Raw genomic sequence first — 17920 nt, 5'->3', positions numbered from 1 at the left:
CGCCCCTCTCGCTGCGCCGCATCTTCTCCCCCTTCCGCCCCCTGTGCGGAGCGTCTCCAGCTGCCGGGGAGGCATCCTCTACGTCAGGGCGCGGAGGCGCAAGAGCTTTCGCGCGTTGACGGAGGCCTCGCCCTGTCGACTCTCCTGTCAGGATATGTCACGGATTCTCTTTCACCCTGGAATCCATCCCTTGCGGCCTCCGCCCGCCGGAGATTCAGGCCGGAAGAGACTCGAAGAGCGCGCGCAGAAGCGGCGAATCCGGATGTTCCAGACCCTCCAGGATGTTGAAATGATTGCGCTCCGGCTCCTCGACCAGATCGGTCCGGGCGTCGAGCCCCGCCCAGATCATCGCCATCAGACGCGACTGGCGCAGGAACTCCGGACGCTCCGCCGCCCCGACCCAGCAGGTCAGACGCGGCGAGCCGAGCGGCCTGCGCAGGACGGGGCTTTCGGAAGCCGCCTCCTCGGGCGTCAGACGCAGCCTCTCGTTCATCTTCGTGCGGCGCAGGGGCCGCAGATCATGCAGGCCGCTGATCGAGACGACCTTCTCCACCCGCGCCAGCACGTCGGCGGAGAGGGGGCTGTCGTCGCAGATCATGCGGGTCGCCAGATGTCCGCCCGCCGAATGCCCCGCCAGCCGGAGCGGGCCCTCCACCAGAGCGGCCGCCGCGCCCAGAGCCTCGCCGATCTCGCGCGTCATGATCGAGACGGAGGCCTCCGGCGCCAAGGTGTAGCCCGGCAGCGCCACGGCCCAGCCGCGCGCCCGCGCGCCCTCCGCCAGATGGGTCCAGTCGGATTTCCCGAAGGCCAGCCAGAATCCTCCGTGGATGAAGACCGCCAGACCCTCGGGCCGCCCCTCCGGGAGGATCAGGTCGAGCCGACGCCTTTCGCCCGCGCCATAGGAGATCTCCCGCAGGGACTCCCCGAGCCGCGCGCGATAGTCCGCCGCCCGCGCCGCCCAGAACCCCGGCAGAGCCGCCGAGCCGGGGACATGGGCCATGTTCGCAAAGGCGTCGTCCCAGTCGGGGGTCATGGGGCGAGCGTCCCGGCCCCGGCTTCGGGGCTCTCCCCGAGCTTTCCGGCCATGATCCGCGCGAGGATCTCCACGGCGCGGTCCACCTCCTCGGGCCCGAGGTGGAGCGGCGCGAAGCTGAAGCGCAGGAGATCGGGGGCGGAGAGGCCGCCGGTCACGCCCTCCGCCTCCAGCGCCTCCAGGATCGCGCGGCCCTCGGGATGGCGGAAGTTGAGCTGGCTCCCCCGCTCCTCATGGGCGCGGGGCGTGACGAGGACCAGATCCGGACAGGCCGCCTCGACGCCCGCGATGAAGCGGTCGGCCAGCTCCAGGGCGCGGGCGCGCAGATCCTTCATCTCCACCTGATCCCAGACCTCCAGCGCGGCCTCCAGAGCCGCCGTCTGAAGCAGCGGCGGCGGGCCGGAAAGCCCCGGATGCGCCGTCGCGGCGTGGCGCGGCGCGACGTAGATGAAGGCCGGGCCGCCGGGGCCGGAGTTGAGATGTCCGCAGGTGCGGCCCACGGCGAAATCCGCCCGCTCCTGCGCCAGACGCAGCGGCGAAGCGCCCGCCGACCGCGACAGATCCCGGATCGCCAGAGCCCCCGCCGCATGGGCGCGGGTGGTCAGGGCCGCCATGTCATGCCTGCGTCCCGTGCGGTGGTCGAGGTCGGGGGCGATCAGGGCGGCGACGTCCTCATCCAGCGCCTTCGCGATTCCCTCGGGCTCGACCACCCGCAGCTCGTGCTCGGGGCCGAGGCTCCGGACGAGATCCTGCGCCGCATGGAGATCCGGGGGGAAGCTCCCGGAGACCGCGAGGATGGCCCGGCGTCCGGCGTTCATCCGCAGGGCCGAGATCAGCGCCTGATGGAGCTTGACCGCGAAGGAATCGCCGACGACCACCGATCCGGGTTCGGCCCCGATCAGCCGGGCGATCCTGTCGCCGAGGCGTCGGGGCCTCTCCAGCGCGGCTGCGCGGGCCGGGCCGCCGCGGAGCATGTCGCCCCATTCCCGCCCGACGGCCTCCGCAAGGCGGGTCTGCGCGGCCCTGGGCGGAGGCCCGAGAGAGCCGCCGTCGAGATGGATCAGGCCTTCCGGCTGATCGAACAGGGCGCGCGTGGCCGAGAAATCCGTCTTCATGCGGCTCCCCCCTTTCTGCGGAGACGCCTCCCGAGAGGCGAGCGGACCGCATGTCCGCTCGCCTGAGGCTAGAGGATCTTTCCGCCTACGTCAAAACGCCTCATGGAGGGGCTGTCGGCGGCCTTCCGCGCGGCGCGCGGGCCCCCTTGACTTCGCCGCAGGATCAGGCGCAGGTGCGGGCGTCCATCCCGGAGGCCGCCCTCTCCGCCCCTCTCCGCCCCTCTCCGCCGGAGGCGAAGCTTCGCCCCGGCCCGTCAGGCGACGCCTTTTCATGAAAGCTCTCCGCATGCAGCCTCCCGCTCCCGTCGCCGTGCTGGGCGCAGGCGCCTTCGGCACGGCGCTGGCCGTCGTCCTCGCCGAGGGCGCAGGCTCCGCCGCCCTCTGGGGCCGCGATGCGGAGCGCATGGAGGCCCTGCGGATCTCGCGGGAGAACGCCGCCCATCTGCCGGGCCGACGCCTGCCCGGGAAGCTGCGGATCTCCGCGGAGATCGGCGAGGCCCTCGGCGAGGGGGGCGCGGGCCGGGGAATCGCGCTTCTGGCGGTCCCGACCCAGGCGCTGCGGAGCCTCCTGCGGACCCATCGCGAGGCGCTCGCGGGACATGCGCTCGTGGTCTGCTGCAAGGGAGTCGAGCGCGGAACGGGGCTCCTGCCGACGGAGGTGGTCGAGAGCGAGATCCCCGGCGCCCGGACGGCGGTCCTCACCGGCCCCAGCTTCGCCGCCGACATCGCCGCCGGAAAGCCCACCGCCCTGACCCTCGCCACGCGCGATCCGGAAGGCGAATCGCTTCAGGCGGCCCTCTCGCTGGCGACGCTGCGGCTCTATCTGAGCGACGATCCCGTGGGGGCGCAGCTGGGCGGGGCGCTCAAGAACGTGGTGGCCATCGGCGCGGGCATGGCCATCGGCGGAGATTTCGGCGAAAGCGCCCGCTCGGCCCTCATGACCCGCGGATTCGCCGAGATGGTCCGTTACGCCGCCCTGCGGAAGGCCCGCCGCGAAACGCTCTTCGGCCTTTCGGGCTTCGGAGACCTCGTGCTCACCTGCACATCAACCCAGTCGCGCAATTACCGGCATGGGCTCGCCTTCGGCGCGGGAAAGCCCCCGGAGGAGAAGGCCACCGTCGAAGGCGTGATGACCGCCCACGCCGTCTCCGAGGCCTCGGCGGAGGAGGATCTCCCCGTGACCCACATGGTTTCGGCGCTGCTCAAGGGAGAGCTCTCCATCGGCGAGGCGGTCGAGAGCCTGCTCTCGCGGCCCCTGCGGCGCGAGGACTGAAGCGCGCGGCGCAAGCGGGGGCGTCACGCTCCGTCGCGGCGGGCCCGCGCGATCAGATGCAGGAAGAAGGGCGCCCCCACCAGAGCCGTCATCACCCCGAGCTTGAGGTCCCGGTCCGGCGCGATCACCCGGACCGCGACGTCGGCGGCCAGCACGAGGATCGCCCCTCCGAGCGCCGCCGCCGGAATCAGCCGCGAGGGCGCCCCGCCCACCGCCCTCCGGAGCAGATGCGGCGCCGCCAGCCCCACGAATCCGATTCCGCCCGCCACCGCCGTCGCGGAGCCCACCAGAGCCGCCGTCGCCGCCACGAGCGTCAGACGCAGACGCCTCAGGCCGACGCCCATGGCCTCGGCGGCGTCCTCGCCGAGGGTGAGCGCGTCCAGCCCCCGCCCGAGCGGGGCCAGAAGCGCCAGTCCGATCAGGAAGAAGGGCGCCATCAACCCCACATGGACCATCGAGCGGTCGGCCAGAGAGCCCATGGTCCAGAAGACGATCTCGGCGGCGGCGAAGGGATTGGGCGAGAGGCTCAGGACCAGGGCGCTCGCGGCGCCGCCCAGAGCCGAAATCGCCACGCCGCCGAGAATCAGCGTCAGGGCCGCGCCGCGCGGCCCCGCCATGACGAGAATCAGCAGCGCCCCCGCCAGAGCTCCCGCCAGAGCCGCCAGAGGCAGGGCCAGAGCGAAAGCCGCCGCGAGTCCCGTCTGGAGCGAGATCACCGCCCCGAGGCTCGCCATGGCCGAGACGCCGATCAATCCGGGCTCGGCGAGGGGATTGCGCAGGAATCCCTGCAGCGCCGCCCCCGAGGCTCCGAGCGCCGCCCCCACCATGACTCCGAGCAGGGCCCTCGGGAGGCGGATCTCGCGCATGACCAGGGTCACGGCCTCGCCGCGTCCGCGCAGCAGGGCGTCGAGGCTGTCGGCGAGGCCGATGGCGCCCGGCCCGATCAGCAAAGAGGCGCAGAACAACGCCGCCGTCAGAAAGGCCAGAACCGCCATCAGCGCGCCATAACTCATTTCTTGGCCTCCAGGTCCCGCCGCGCCGCGCCCAGACGCTCCGCCGCGCGCAAGGTCGCGGGCAATCCGCAAACCCAGTCGCGATCCGGCAGCACCCCCACGCCGCTGCGCCCCCGCAGAGCCTCGAGCGCCGGATGGACGAGAATCTCCTCGCCCCGCGCCGCGCCCTCGTCGCGCGGACGACCCGCCACCACCATGTCGGGCTCAGCCAGGACCAGAAGCTCCAGAGGCACGAAGCCGCCGTGATCGAGCCCGAACTCCGCAGCCACCGAAGCGAAGCCCGAAACCCGCAGGAGATCCGCCGCAAGGCTCTTCTCGCCGGGCGCATAGCCGTTGGCCTCGTAGAGCGCCGCGCGCGGATGGGTCGACTCCGCCGCCGAAGCCCGCAAGGCCGCCAGATCGGCCTCGAAGCGCGCGGCCATGGCCTCGGCTTCGGCCTCGCGCCCGAGCAGCCCGCCCGTCTGACGGATCAGCCCGGCGATCTCCTCCAGGGCGTAGGCGGGCGCGAGCCGCTCCACGCGCAGCCCGAGCCGCTCCAGCATCCCGACCGTGGCCGCGCTGGTGAAGCTGCCCGCCAGCACGAGGTCGGGATCCATCAGGAAGATCTCCTCGGCCAACCCGTGATTGACCCGCAGGGCCTGCGCCGCCTCCGCCATGACCGAAGAACGCGGATCCTGCGCCAGCATCGAGACCGAGAGCAGTTGTCCCGGCGCGGCCAGCATCAGGGCGAGCTGATCCGCGCAGAGATTGACCGAAACCACCCGACGCGGCGCCGCATCGGGAGCGGGCCCCTCCAGAGCGCGCGCCGGAGCCGCGCTCATGGTCAGAGCCGTCAGCGCGCAGAGAAGCGCGGCGCGACGCGGCGGGCCGGAGAAGCCTTCCCCCCGACGAAACGCGCCTCGCTTCTTCATCCGCGCATCCTCACCACTCGGCCCGGAGGCCGACGGCGCCCGTGACTCCCTGCGCGGCGTAGCCCCAGACGTCGGAATGATCCTTGTCGAAGAGATTGTCCACGCGGCCGAAAACCTGGAGGTTTTCGGTCAGGTCGTAGGTTCCGGCGAGATCGACCACCGCGTAGTTCGGCAGTTTGGCGCGCGGATAGGAGCCCCAGAACTGATCGTCGTAGTTGTCGGCCACATAGCGCAGGTCCGCCGAAACCGAAGCCCGCCCGTCGAGGAAGCGCTGGGTCGCGCCGAGGCTCAGCTCATGTTTCGGGCGTCGCACCTCGACGCGGCCGTCCGGCTCGGAGGCGTCCAGCCAGGTGTAGGAGAGGCGCAGATCGGTGTCCGGCGTCAGCGCGAGGGAGCCCGAGACCTCGACGCCCTGACGCGGGCTGTCGCCGTCGCGGTTGCGGTAGCTGCTGCGCGCCCCGCCGACCCCGTTGACATAGGCGATCTCGTTCTTCAGCCGCTCGTTGAAATAGGTGACGTCGACCACGCCGCGCCCGTCGAGGAAGCTGGACTCCACGCCGAAATCGAAGCTGCGGTTGCGCTCGGGCTTCAGGCCCGGGTTGCCGACGGTGTACAGATCATCGGCGTAGAGCTCGTAATAGGTCGGGTTGACCGAGCCCGTCCCCGCCGAGCCATGCAGGCGGAAAGGCGTGTTCGCCACCGGATAGGAAAGGCCGAGCGTCCAGGTGGCGGCGTCCTTGAAGACGCTGTTGAAGTCATGGCGCAGGCCCGCCTGCACGTCGAGGCCGAAGCTCAGCGACCCCCGATACTCCAGCGCCAGAGAGGTGGCGTCGCGGTCGTAATCGGGATTGGCGCTGCTGGAGTCCCGGCGATGCTCGGCCAGGAAGTTCACCAGATGCCGCGCCTGCTCCGCCGGAAGCCCGTCCAGCCCGTAGCTCGCGCGATATTTGAAGGCGTCGGTCTGCTGGTCGGTCCAGGCGGAGCCGCCGCTCCGGCGGTCGAATTCGCTGTGGGTCCAGGCCAGGCGGTGATTCAGACGCCCGTCCAGCATGGCGTATTCGCCATAAAGCTCGCCGGTCAGCTCGCGACGGTCGGCGCGGAGATTCGGGTCGTCCACCACATAGCCCGCGGCGTCGACGGCGGCCCAGCTCGTGGCGTCGTAATCCGAGCGCTCCCGCGCCCCGCGCAAGGTGAAGCCGAGCTTGAGGTCTTCGGTCGCGCGCCAGTCGCCCGCGAGTCCGATGGTCGCGCGCTCGATTCCGTCCTTTTCGCCGCCGTCGCCGGAGTAGTCATGACCCCGGTCGTCGCGGCCGCTGAAATTGAAGCTCAGGCCGCCGCGCTCCGTGCGCGCCGAGCCGTGCAGGCCTCCGGCGAAGCCGTTGCCGACCTCGACCTCGCCGCCGTAGCGGACGCCCGGCGTGGTCCCCTTCTTCGTGATGATGTTGATCACGCCCGAAGAGGCGTTGGAGCCGTAGAAGGTCGATTGCGGGCCGCGCAGCACCTCGATGCGCTCGATGTTGGCGGTCTCCAGCCCGGAGAAGAGATATTCGCCGTCTCCCGCGCCCGCCGGAACGCCGTCGATCAGGAGGAGGGTGTGGTTGGCCTCGCCGCCGCGGATGCGGATCTGGGTGAAGTCGCGGCCCGAGCCGCTCACCGCCACGCCGGGGACGCTGCGCAGGGCGTCCTGAACGGTGGTGATTCCCCGCGCGGCGATCTCCTCGCCGGTGATCACCGTATGGGCGCGGGCGTAGGTCGCGGCCTCGGCGGGAGTCAGGCCGCCCGAGAGGATGATGGGGTCGAGCCGAAGGGCGGTCTGCTGGCTGAAGGCGGCGCCCGTCCACAGGGCGGCGCAGCCGACGGCTATGGCCGTGGCGCTGGCTTGTCGAATCATCGTCGTCCCTCTCTCGCAGGCTTGCGCCCCGCGATTCCCGAAAGGCCTGAGCCCGAAAAACCTGAGAAGGATTCCCTCCAGCAGGCGGCGTGATCTTCACCGCTGCGGAAATTCCGCTTCCGGTCGCGCCCCGCGCCCGGAATGGGTGAGCGCTCCGGGCGGTCTCCTGGCTTGCGGGTCAGGGCTTCGGTCCGCCTTCCCGGAGTCGCCTCCAGTGGCTTTGAGGGCCGAAGCTCGCCGCTTACAGTTGCGGGGGCAGCCGCGGAATCGGCCCTGGGGAGGGCCTCACCGACGTTCCCTGAAATCCGGCGTCGCTGGAATGCTGCGCCGCCGAAATCCGGAGCCCCCGTCTCTTGGGGCTGACGCGGCCCGGAGTCAAGATGGAGTCGGACCGCCTCGGCGGCGGCCTTTCGCCGCGAAAAGCGGTTTCCAGAGGCGAAGGCGGGCTTTATGAAGCCCGGAACGGCCCGCCGCCGGGGCGGAGCTTCAAGCCGGAGCCTCCCGACATGACCTCATCCTCTCCAGAAGCCGCCCCCTCCGAAGCCGCGCGGGAGCTCGAACGCCTGATCGCGATCATGGCGCGCCTGCGCGATCCCGAGACCGGATGCCCCTGGGACCGCGAACAGGATTTCGCCAGCATCGCCCCCTACACCATAGAAGAAGCCTATGAAGTCGCGGACGCCGTCGCCCGCGCGGACATGCCCGGGCTGAAGTCGGAGCTGGGAGACTTGCTGCTTCAGGTCGCCTATCACAGCCGCATGGCCGAGGAGCAGGGCCATTTCGCCTTCGCAGACGCCGCCCGCGCCATCAACGAGAAGATGATCTCGCGCCATCCGCATGTCTTCGGCGAGGCCGCCGCCCGCTCCGCCGGAGAACAGACCGCCCTCTGGGAGGCGCAGAAGGCGCAGGAGCGCGCCGCCCGCGCCCAGACCGGAACGCTCGACGACGTGCCTCTGGCCCTGCCCGCCCTCGCCCGCGCCGAGAAGATCCAGAAGCGCGCCGCCCGCGTCGGCTTCGACTGGCCCGACCCCGAAGGCGCCCGCGAAAAGATGATGGAGGAGATCGAGGAGGTCCGCGCCGAGATCGCGCCCGGGGCCTCTCCCGGCGCGCCCTCCGCGGCCCTCGTCGACGAGATGGGCGACCTGCTCTTCTCGGCGGTGAACTGGAGCCGCATGCTCGGCGTGGATCCGGAGGAGGCGCTCCGCGCGGCGACGCGGAAGTTCGAGGCCCGCTTCCGCCGCGTCGAGGCCATCGCCGCCGCGCAGGGCGCCGGGATGAAGGGCCAGCGCATCGACGTCCTCGAAGGCTGGTGGCGCGAGGCCAAGCGCGCCGAGAAGGCCTGACCCTCCTTGCGGCGGCCGTCTTCGCAAGTCGTTCATCTCTTGGCGGAACATCTATGGAAAGCCCCTCCGCGCGAGTCGGGCGCAGAGGCGGAAGCCAGGCAGAAGGAGGCCGCATGGAATTCCAGGACAACGGATCGGGGTGGGCTCCGGACTGGCTGACGGCTCTGGCCGCGGATCCGGAGCTCGCCCGGATCCTGGCGGGAGCGGTCATCCTTCTGGCGCTCATGGCTCTGGGCCGGGCCTTCTGGCTGGAGGCGCGTCCGCCGCCGCGAGGCGGCTTCCACGTCGAGGGGATCCACCTCACCGACGGCGACAGCCTGCGCCTCGGCGGCGAGAGCTATCGTCTGACCGGGCGCGACGGCCCCTTCAACGCTCCCGAGACCCGCGCCGGATCCCGCGGCCGCGACGGCGTGCCCGTCACCGAGCGCGAGGCCGAATGGGGCGCGAAGGCCCTGCTCCACGGGCGCCGGCTGCTGACCCGGGGGTCGGTGCTGCTGCCGACCGGCGAACGCGAGCGCTACGGGCGTCCTCTGGCGGTGATCCGCCTGCCCGACGGCCGCGACTACGGCGCCGAGATGATCCGCGCGGGGCTCGCCGTCGGCAGCCGGCGCCGCGAACACGACCACTGGAACGCGCGCCGTCCCTGAGCCGCGCCTATGGACGAAGGTCGAACCGGATCAGGACCAAAGGCCAATAGGAGGCCATCCGGCCCGACTGTTAATTTGCTCCCCGATAGCCTTGACGCAACTCATTCGGCCTCGGGACACGACATCATGAAGATCAAACTGAGCGCGAAACTGGCCCTGACGGGGCTGGCCCTGTCTCTTGCGGCCTTTCCGGCCACGCGCGGCTTCAGTCACGGCGACACGGCCCCTCAGGCTGTGGACACGGAAGGTCTCGATCCCCTCGGCGAGGAATGGCTGACCGAAAACCCCTATCGCATCCCCGAAGGCGAAGAGGCCGACGAAAAGAAGACCGAACAGCATGAAGCCGCCGTCCGGGTCGGCACGGTGGGCTACAGCCAGAACTGCGCGCGCTGCCACGGCCTGGAGGGCGTTTCGGGCGGCATGGCGCCGGATCTGCGCTATCTCGACGCCGACGCCTATGGCGACGAATGGTATCTGGACCGCATCCGCAACGGCGTCACGCAGAACGGCGGCGTGAAGATGCCCCCCTTCGAGGACATCCTGAATCAGGAGGCCGCCTGGGCCATCCGCACCTATCTGGAGACCCGTCCGCAGGATTGAGCGCGATCAGGGAGCCGGAGCCCGGCTTTCAGGTCCATCGCAGGCCGGACGGCCCGACTCTCTTCTCCCCCCGGGGCGGCTTCCTCGTCGCCCCTGTTTCCTCGACGCCTTGATCTCAAGGCGGAACTCGACGGCGCCGGATCCTGCGATCCGGCGCCTTTTTCGTCGCCTCCGGGCGAGGGCGTCGAGGTCGGGCCTGCGGCCCGGTCGGGGCGAGGGTCGGGGAATCTCCGGGAACCCTGAACGGACGCGCCTGCTCCGCGTCGAATTTTCTCTTTCGCAGGCGTTGCCTTCTTCGGGGGAAGTCGGACATATTGCCGCCGACATCAAGCCTCTGCGCCCAGACCCCCCGCCGCCCGCCCGCCCCCTCTCAAGCCCGCCCCAAAGGAGCCGAGCCCGTGGCCCTTGAGCAATCCCTGCTTATCCTTCTGATCGTTTCGCCTTTCGTGGGCTCCGTCGTCGCGGCCTTCCTGCCAGCGACGGCGCGCAATTCCGAAGCGATCTTCGCGGGCTTCATCGCGCTGATCAATCTGGGGATCGCGATCTTCCTGACGCCCCATGTGCGCGACGGCGGCGTGCTGCGGCTGGAGGCCTCCTGGATTCCCCTGCTCGGGCTCGACTTCGTGCTGCGGCTCGACGGCTTCGCCTGGGCCTTCGTCTGCCTGATCTCGGGCATCGGGCTTCTGGTGACGATCTACGCGCGCTATTACATGTCGCCTCAGGATCCGGTGCCGCGGTTCTTCTCCTTCCTGCTGGGCTTCATGGGGGCGATGCTCGGGGTGGTGATCTCGGGCAACCTGATCCAGATCGTGTTCTTCTGGGAGCTGACGAGCCTCTTCTCCTTCCTGCTCATCGGCTACTGGCACCACAGCCAGAGCGCCCGGACCGGCGCGCGGCGCGCCCTGCTGACCACCGGCGCGGGCGGGCTCTGCCTCTTCGCGGGGATGCTGGTGCTGGGGCAGATCGTCGGGAGCTACGACCTCGACGTGGTGCTGCATTCGGGCGACCGGATCGCCGAGAGCCCGCTCTATCCGGCGGCGCTGATCCTGATCCTGCTCGGCGCCCTGACCAAGAGCGCGCAATTCCCGTTTCATTTCTGGCTTCCCGGAGCCATGTCCGCCCCGACGCCCGTTTCGGCCTATCTGCATTCGGCGACCATGGTGAAGGCGGGCGTCTTCCTTCTGGCGCGGCTCTGGCCGGCCATGGCGGGCCATGACCTCTGGTTCTACATCCTGGCGCCGGTGGGCGCGATCACGCTGCTGATGGGCGCGGCTCTGGCGCTGTTCCAGCAGGATCTGAAGGGGCTTCTGGCCTATTCGACCATCAGCCATCTGGGCCTGATCACGCTGCTTCTGGCGCTCAACAGCGAGACCGCCGCCGTGGCCGCGGTCTTCCACATCCTGAACCACGCGCTGTTCAAGGCCTCGCTCTTCATGGCGGCGGGCATCATCGACCATGAAGCCGGGACGAGGGACATCCGCAGGCTGGGAGGTCTGGCCAGAGCCATGCCCATCACGGCGGCTCTGGCGATGGTGGCGGCGGCGGCCATGGCGGGCGTGCCGCTGATGAACGGCTTCCTCTCCAAGGAGATGTTCTTCGCCGAGACGGTGGCGACCCACGTCCAGGGCTCCTTCCTCGACTCGCTGCTGCCTTACGTGGCGACTCTGGCGGGGCTGTTCAGCGTGGCCTATTCGCTGCGCCTGATCGACCAGGTCTTCTTCGGCCCCAAGGCGACCGATCTGCCGAAGAAGCCGCATGATCCGGTGATCTGGATGCTGCTTCCGGTGGGCTGTCTGGTGCTGATCTGTCTGCTGGTGGGGCTCTTCCCGGGCCTGATCATCGGCGATTTCCTCGACACGGCGGTGCGCGGCGTGCTGCTGGGCCAGTCGCCCTACTACAGCCTCGCGATCTGGCATGGCGTGAACACCGCGCTGATCATGAGCGTGCTGGCCATGATCGGCGGCGTGGTCGCCTACATGGCGCTGCGGACCTGGCTCTCGGGCGATTTCGAGGGCGCGCGCATGCCCGGACGCCTCGCCCTGCGCAAACGCGTCGAGCGGGCGCAGACGGCCCTCGGCCGCGCCTGGGCGCGCAGCGAGGTCTGGCTCGGGCTCTCGCATCTGCAGCCGCAGTTGCGCTGGATCGTCTGCGTGGCGATCCTGACCATCGCCTGGCCCTTCCTCTTCCGCACCTGGACCATCGAGCCCGGCGGCGTCGAGCAGCCGGACACGGCCCTGCTCTTCGTCTGGCTGATCGGCGGCGCCTGCGCCATAGGCGCGGCCTATCAGGCGAAATACCACCGCCTCGCCGCGCTGATCATGACCGGCGGCGCGGGTCTGGCGGTCTGCGTGACCTTCGCCTGGCTTTCGGCGCCGGATCTGGCGCTGACCCAGGTGCTGGTCGAGGTGGTGACGACGGTGCTTCTGCTTCTGGGGCTGCGCTGGCTGCCCAAGCGCAAGGAGGACATCCGCGAAGCCGCCGATCTGCGCGCCAAGCGCCGTCGGGCGGCGGACGCCGTGATCGCCTGCCTCGGGGGGGTCGGCCTTGCGGCGCTCTCCTATGCGGTGATGACCGCCCCGACCAATCCCGAGGGAATCGCGCGCTGGCTGCTGACCTACGCCTATTCCGAGGGCGGCGGACGCAACGTGGTCAACGTCATCCTCGTGGATTTCCGCGGCTTCGACACTCTGGGCGAGATCACGGTGCTGGGCATCGTGGCGCTGAGCGTCTACGCGCTGCTGCGCCGCTTCCGCCCCGCGCTGGAGAGCGTCGCGGCGCCCACCCAGAAGACCTTCCAGGACAAGTACGACTCCCTGCGTCACGAGCGCGTCGCCAACGACCGCCAGATCGACGCCCATTACCTGCTGATTCCGGGCCTGATCATGCGGCTTCTCTTCCCGCTGATCGCGATGATGGCGATGTTCCTGTTCCTGCGCGGCCATGACCTGCCGGGCGGCGGCTTCGTGGCGGGACTGACCTTCGCGGTGGCCTTCCTGCTGCAGTACATGGCCGGAGGAGCGCGCTGGGTCGAGGAGCGCCTGACCATCCTGCCGACGCTCTGGATCGGCTTCGGGCTGCTGACGGCGCTCGGGGTGGGAGCGGGCGCCTGGATCTGGGATCTGCCCTTCCTCTCGACCTATTTCTCCTACAAGGAGCTGCCCGTGGTCGGAAAGATCCCGGTGGCCAGCGCGCTGATCTTCGACTACGGCGTCTTCACCATGGTGACGGGCGCGACGGTGCTGATCCTCGTGGCTCTGGCGCATCAGGCGGTCCGCTGGCAGCGCATGACCGGCAGAGGCGAGAAGATCGCGCTCGAGGAGGACCGCTGATGGAGATCGTCATCGCCATCGCCATAGGCATCCTGGCGGCTTCGGGGATCTGGCTGATCCTGCGTCCGCGCAGCTTTCAGGTGATCATCGGGCTGTCGCTGCTCTCCTATGCGATCAACCTGTTCATCTTCAGCATGGGGGGGATCAAGGTGGGGTCTCCGCCGCTTCTGGATCCCGCTCAGAAGGATCTGACCGTCTACGCCGATCCGGTGCCTCAGGCGCTGGTGCTGACGGCCATCGTGATCGGCTTCGCCACCACGGCGCTGTTTCTGGTGGTGCTGCTGGCCTCGCGCGGCCTGACCGGCGGAGACCACGTCGACGGACGGGAGGAGCGCTGAGCGATGACCTGGAGCGATCATCTCGTCATCCTGCCGATCCTGCTGCCTCTGGCGGCGGGGGCTCTGGCGATCCTGCTGGACGGGCGCGTGCGCCATGGTCCGGCGGCGGTCAACCTGCTCTCGACGCTGGGGCTTCTGGCCATCGCCTGGACGCTCGCCTGGCGGACGCTCGGCCCCGGCTCGCTCGCCGACGGCGCGCAGGTCGTGCGGGTCTATCTGCTCGGCGACTGGCCTTCGAGCTTCGGCATCGTGCTGGTGCTGGACCGGCTCTCGGCGACCATGCTGGCGCTCTCGGCGACGCTCTCGGTGGGGGCTCTGGTCTTCTCGCTGGCGCGCTGGCACCGGATGGGACAGCATTTCCATCCGCTGTTCCAGTTCCTGCTGATGGGCGTCAACGGCGCCTTCCTGACGGGCGACATCTTCAACCTCTTCGTGTTCTTCGAGGTGATGCTGGCGGCCTCCTACGGGCTTGCGCTGCACGGCTCGGGCGAGGCGCGCGTGAAGGCGGGGATGCATTACATCGCCGTGAACCTCGTGGCTTCGCTGATCCTGCTGATCGGCGCGAGTCTGGTCTACGCCGCCGCCGGGACGCTCGGCATGGCCGATCTCGCCATGCGCGCCCCGCTGCTCGACGAGCGCAACCGCACCCTGCTGGAGATGGGCGGCGCGGCGCTCAGCGTGGCCTTCCTGGTGAAGGCGGCCATGTGGCCTCTGGGGCTCTGGCTGCCTGCGGCCTACTCCACCGCCGCCGCGCCCATCGCGGCGATGTTCGCCATCATGACCAAGGTGGGGGTCTATGCGCTGCTGCGCTTCGGCTGGCTGCTCTCGGACCAGCGCTCGCCGGACTTCTTCAACGCCCAGTGGCTGATGATCGGCGGTCTGGCGACCATCGCCTTCGGTTCTCTGGGGGCTCTGGCCTCGCGGGAGGCGCCGCGCGTGGCGGCCTTCCTGACCATGGTCTCCTCGGGCACGCTGCTGACGGTGGTCTCCATCGGAGATCCCTCGCTGATCACGGCGGCGCTCTATTATCTCGTCAGCTCGACTCTGGCGGCGGGGGCGCTCTTCTGCCTCGCCGAACTGGCCGAGCGCGGCCTCGATGAAAGGAAGCCTGCGGAGGATCAGGCCGAGCTCGCCGTGCCCCTGCTCGAAGCCTACGGGCTTCAGGAGGAGGAGCCTCAGGACGAGGAGGTCGGCGTTCCGGTGCCCGCCGTGCTGGCGGTGCTCGGCATCGGGTTCCTCGCCTGCACGCTGCTGATGGCGGGTCTGCCGCCGCTTTCGGGCTTCATCGCCAAGTTCGCCATCCTGCGCGCCATGTTCGAGACCGGCCATACGGGTCGGGCCTGGATCGTCACGGCGGCGCTGCTGCTCTCGGGCTTCGCGACCCTGGCCGCCATGACGCGCCTCGGGATGCGGCTCTTCTGGTCCGACGCCGAGCGTCCGCCGCCGAAGGTGCGGGTGATCGAGGCGGCGCCGGTGGCGCTTCTGCTGCTCTGCTGCGTGGCGCTGACGGCTCAGGCGGGTCCGGCGATGGCCTATCTGCGGGGCGTCGCCGAGGGCCTGAGCGCCCCCTCCTCCTACATCGAGGCCGTGCGCAACGCGCCCCGCATGCGCGAGGCTCTGGCCGAGCCGCCGCCGCTCGGAGGGCTCTTCCATCAGGAAGGCCCCGCCGTGGCTCCGCTGCTGGTGCCTGCGCCGCCCGCCGCTCCTGCGGCTCCGGCCGGGGCTCCGGCGGCCTTCCCGCCCGCAGGAGGCGCGCCATGATCCGACGCATCTTCCCTTATCCGGTCCTGTCGGTCGGGTTCTTCGCGACCTGGCTTCTCTTCAACCAGAGCGTCACGCCGGGACAGCTCATCCTCGCGACCTTCTTCGGCGTGACGAGCCCCTGGCTTCTGGTGCGGCTGGACGCGCCGCCCTTCCGGATGCGCCGCCCCCTGATGATCCTCCGGGTGCTCTGGACCTTCGCGAAGGACATCGCGCAATCCAACCTGCGGGTGGCGAAGACGATCATCGCCTCGCCGCATCCGCCGCCTTCGGGCTTCGTGCGGATCGTGCTGGAGATGCGGTCGCCTTATGGTCTGGCGGCTCTGGCCTGCATCGTCACGGGCGCGCCGGGCACGGCCTGGATCAGCTATGATCCGGTGGACAACGTGGTGGTGCTGCACATCCTCGACCTGATGGCCGAAGACGACTGGGCCGCCAGCATCAAGACCCGCTACGAGAAACCGCTGATGGAGATTTTCGAATGATCCTGACTCTCCTGAATCTCAGTCTGACGGTGAGCAAGCTTTTCCTCGCGCTGGCCATGGCCGCCGCCGGATACCGCCTGATCGCGGGGCCGCGCGCGCAGGATCGCGTCGCCGCCATGGACGCCTTCTATCTCAACGGGCTGCTGCTGCTGATCGTCTTCGGGATCTCGACGGCCAACGCCTTCTATTTCGAGATCGCCCTGGCCATCGGGCTGCTGGGCTTCGTCTCGACGGTGGCGCTGGCGAAGTTCCTGCTGCGCGGCGAGGTGATCGAATGACCGTCCTCGAAGTCGACATTCCGGCCTGGGCCGCGCTGCTGACCGCCGCTCTGGTGCTCTTCGGCTCGACGCTGGCGCTGATCGGCTGCATCGGGCTGCTCAAGTTCTCGACCTTCTACGAACGGCTGCACGCCCCCACCCTCGGCTCGACGCTGGGGCTCTGGAGCGTGCTGATCGGCTCGATGGTGTTCTTCTCGGCGCATCAGACGCGCCCGGTGGTCTACGAGCTGCTGATCGGGATCTTCGTCACGGTGACCACGCCCGTGACGATGCTGCTCCTCAGCCAGACGACGCTTTACCGCGACCGTCTGGAGGGCCGCGATCCGCTCTCCGAGAACCCCGACCCCATCGACAAGACCGGCTGAAGCCTCCGGCGCAGACAAACCGCGCAAGCCGCCTTCCGGAGACCCGGAGGGCGGCTTGTCTCATGGGCTCAGGAGATCCGGCGGGCGGCCTCCTCCCCCGAAGCGGGCGCGGCGAGGGGCGTCGCCTCGGGCTGGGCGCCCGGGATCGGGAAGACGCGCGGCCCGGCCGAGGCCTCCTTCAGCGCGGTCAGGATGCGCTCGGCGGCGCGGCCGTCGCCATAGGGATTGCGGGCGCGGGTCATGGCGGCGTAGGCCTCGGGATCGTCGAGCAGGCGCGAGGCTTCCGAGAAGACCCGCTCGGCGGAGGTGCCGACCAGCCGCACGGCGCCTTCCGCCACGGCCTCGGGGCGCTCGGTGACTTCGCGCGTGACGAGCACCGGCTTCCTGATCGAAGGCGCCTCCTCCTGGATTCCTCCGGAATCGGTCACGATCAGCGTGGCGCGGCTCATGAGATAGACGAAGGGCAGATAATCCTGCGGCTCGATCAGATGGACCGAAGGCAGGTCTCCGAGCGTCCGGCTCACCGCCGCCCGCACCTTCGGATTGAGATGCACCGCATAGACGATCTGGACGTCCGGACGCTCGGCCAGACGGCGCAGCCCCTGACAGACGCGCTCCAGGCCGCCGTCGAAATTCTCGCGCCGATGCCCCGTCACGAGGATCAGACGCCGCGCCGGATCGAGGAAGGGAAAGCGCGCGGCCATCTCTCCCGCCATCTTCGAGGAATCCTCCCCCAGCCGCCCCGTGACATGCTGGAGCGCGTCGATGACGGTGTTGCCGGTGACGTGGATATGGGCGGGGGGAACGTTCTCGGCGAGGAGATTGGCCCGCGCCTGCTCGGTGGGGGCGAAATGCAGCCGCGCCAGAGGCGTGATCAGGCGACGGTTGCCCTCCTCGGGCCAGGGGGCGGAGAGATCGCCCGTGCGCAGCCCCGCCTCGACATGTCCGACCATGGCGCGGTTGTAGAAGGCCGAGAGCGCTCCGGCGAAGGCGGTGGTGGTGTCGCCCTGGACCAGAACCCAGTCGGGCTTTTCGGCGGCCACCACGCGCTCCAGACCTTCGAGCAGGCGGCGGGTCATGGTGGGCAGGCTCTGACCGGCGGTCATCACCGCGAGGTCGTGGTCGGGCCGCAGCGCGAAGGCCTCCAGCACCTGGTCGAGCATCTGGCGATGCTGGCCCGTCACGCAGACGCGGCTTTCGATCTGCGCGTCCGCGCCCAGAGCCCGCACCACCATGGCCATCTTGATGGCCTCGGGGCGCGTGCCGAAGACGCTCAGGACCTTGATCGGCGCGCTTTCGCGCGTCCCTCCGACGTCCGGTTTCGGCCGCGCGGGCCAGGAAGAGGGGAAAGCCCCGTATGTCGCCGTCATGCTCCAGAACCTCCGCGAGCGGCCCGCCAGATCTGGAGAAAGGATGTTCAGGACCCGCCTTGCGTTTGCGTGAAGACGGGTCGGGAATTCCCGGAGTCGTTCTTTTATTTACAAGGTCAGGCTCAAATCCTGATGGAAATTCATTGAATTTAATCGCGTAAGCTCAAG

Annotated in this window: 16 protein-coding genes and 1 riboswitch; of the genes, 10 read left to right on the top strand and 6 right to left on the bottom strand. The window is 69.7% G+C overall.

Annotation, left to right across the window (positions count from 1 at the left end; genetic code table 11):
• Positions 1 to 214: 214 nt before the first annotated feature.
• Positions 215 to 1033, bottom strand: a complete 819-nt coding sequence (locus PHN62_RS08080) for an alpha/beta hydrolase (RefSeq protein ID WP_300148817.1) — start codon at positions 1031 to 1033, stop codon at positions 215 to 217.
• On the bottom strand, positions 1030 to 2148 hold the full coding sequence (locus tag PHN62_RS08075; RefSeq protein ID WP_300148814.1) for a kynureninase: 1119 nt from the start codon (positions 2146 to 2148) through the stop codon (positions 1030 to 1032). Before PHN62_RS08075 ends, PHN62_RS08080 begins: the two co-directional genes overlap by 4 nt.
• A 271-nt stretch (positions 2149 to 2419) precedes the next feature.
• Here PHN62_RS08075 and PHN62_RS08070 point away from each other — a divergent pair, with 271 nt between their 5' ends.
• Entirely contained in the window at positions 2420 to 3421 is a 1002-nt protein-coding gene (locus PHN62_RS08070) for an NAD(P)H-dependent glycerol-3-phosphate dehydrogenase (RefSeq protein ID WP_300148812.1), read from the top strand.
• A gap of 23 nt (positions 3422 to 3444) precedes the next feature.
• Here PHN62_RS08070 and PHN62_RS08065 read toward each other — a convergent pair whose 3' ends face one another.
• From PHN62_RS08065 to PHN62_RS08055, 3 genes are read right to left on the bottom strand one after another with little or no spacing between them, the layout of a single operon-like run.
• Positions 3445 to 4434, bottom strand: coding sequence for an iron ABC transporter permease (locus PHN62_RS08065; RefSeq protein WP_300148809.1), 990 nt, complete (start codon positions 4432 to 4434; stop codon positions 3445 to 3447).
• Complete coding sequence (locus PHN62_RS08060) at positions 4431 to 5345, bottom strand: ABC transporter substrate-binding protein (protein WP_300148806.1); 915 nt, start codon at positions 5343 to 5345, stop codon at positions 4431 to 4433. The genes PHN62_RS08065 and PHN62_RS08060 overlap by 4 nt, the downstream gene beginning before the upstream one ends.
• Positions 5346 to 5355: 10 nt before the next feature.
• A complete protein-coding gene (locus tag PHN62_RS08055; RefSeq protein WP_300148803.1) occupies positions 5356 to 7236 on the bottom strand; it encodes a TonB-dependent receptor in 1881 nt (626 codons plus the stop codon).
• Between the two features lie 160 nt (positions 7237 to 7396).
• Positions 7397 to 7535, bottom strand: a riboswitch (cobalamin riboswitch).
• Positions 7536 to 7742: 207 nt separating this feature from the next.
• Here PHN62_RS08055 and mazG point away from each other — a divergent pair.
• From mazG to mnhG, 9 genes are all read left to right on the top strand, one after another.
• Entirely contained in the window at positions 7743 to 8579 is an 837-nt protein-coding gene (gene mazG, locus PHN62_RS08050) for a nucleoside triphosphate pyrophosphohydrolase (RefSeq protein WP_300148800.1), read from the top strand.
• Positions 8580 to 8692: 113 nt separating this feature from the next.
• Positions 8693 to 9226 carry a thermonuclease family protein gene (locus PHN62_RS08045; protein WP_300148796.1) on the top strand — a complete coding sequence of 178 codons (534 nt, stop codon included), beginning with the start codon at positions 8693 to 8695 and terminating at the stop codon, positions 9224 to 9226.
• Positions 9227 to 9352: 126 nt separating this feature from the next.
• Positions 9353 to 9826 carry a cytochrome c-550 PedF gene (pedF, locus tag PHN62_RS08040; protein ID WP_367187010.1) on the top strand — a complete coding sequence of 158 codons (474 nt, stop codon included), beginning with the start codon at positions 9353 to 9355 and terminating at the stop codon, positions 9824 to 9826.
• 398 nt (positions 9827 to 10224) lie between these two features.
• Positions 10225 to 13155, top strand: a complete 2931-nt coding sequence (locus tag PHN62_RS08035; RefSeq protein ID WP_300148793.1) for a monovalent cation/H+ antiporter subunit A — start codon at positions 10225 to 10227, stop codon at positions 13153 to 13155.
• Positions 13155 to 13493, top strand: a complete 339-nt coding sequence (locus PHN62_RS08030) for a Na+/H+ antiporter subunit C (protein ID WP_300148791.1) — start codon at positions 13155 to 13157, stop codon at positions 13491 to 13493. The genes PHN62_RS08035 and PHN62_RS08030 overlap by 1 nt, the downstream gene beginning before the upstream one ends.
• A gap of 3 nt (positions 13494 to 13496) precedes the next feature.
• Positions 13497 to 15254, top strand: coding sequence for a monovalent cation/H+ antiporter subunit D (locus tag PHN62_RS08025; RefSeq protein ID WP_300148789.1), 1758 nt, complete (start codon positions 13497 to 13499; stop codon positions 15252 to 15254).
• Positions 15251 to 15739: a Na+/H+ antiporter subunit E gene (locus PHN62_RS08020; protein WP_300148786.1), complete on the top strand. Its 489-nt coding sequence runs from the start codon at positions 15251 to 15253 to the stop codon at positions 15737 to 15739. Before PHN62_RS08025 ends, PHN62_RS08020 begins: the two co-directional genes overlap by 4 nt.
• Positions 15736 to 16017 carry a K+/H+ antiporter subunit F gene (locus PHN62_RS08015; protein WP_300148783.1) on the top strand — a complete coding sequence of 94 codons (282 nt, stop codon included), beginning with the start codon at positions 15736 to 15738 and terminating at the stop codon, positions 16015 to 16017. Before PHN62_RS08020 ends, PHN62_RS08015 begins: the two co-directional genes overlap by 4 nt.
• Entirely contained in the window at positions 16014 to 16382 is a 369-nt protein-coding gene (gene mnhG / locus PHN62_RS08010) for a monovalent cation/H(+) antiporter subunit G (protein WP_300148780.1), read from the top strand. The genes PHN62_RS08015 and mnhG overlap by 4 nt, the downstream gene beginning before the upstream one ends.
• A gap of 68 nt (positions 16383 to 16450) precedes the next feature.
• Here mnhG and wecB read toward each other — a convergent pair whose 3' ends face one another.
• Positions 16451 to 17752 (bottom strand): non-hydrolyzing UDP-N-acetylglucosamine 2-epimerase, encoded by a 1302-nt coding sequence (wecB, locus tag PHN62_RS08005; RefSeq protein ID WP_367187009.1) that lies wholly within the window; start codon positions 17750 to 17752, stop codon positions 16451 to 16453.
• Positions 17753 to 17920: the final 168 nt, after the last annotated feature.

Source organism: Neomegalonema sp. (assembly GCF_028688855.1).
GTDB lineage: Bacteria > Pseudomonadota > Alphaproteobacteria > Rhodobacterales > Rhodobacteraceae > Neomegalonema.
The sequence above is the reverse complement of the archived record's forward strand: the minus strand, read 5'-3'. Positions and strand labels throughout refer to the sequence as shown.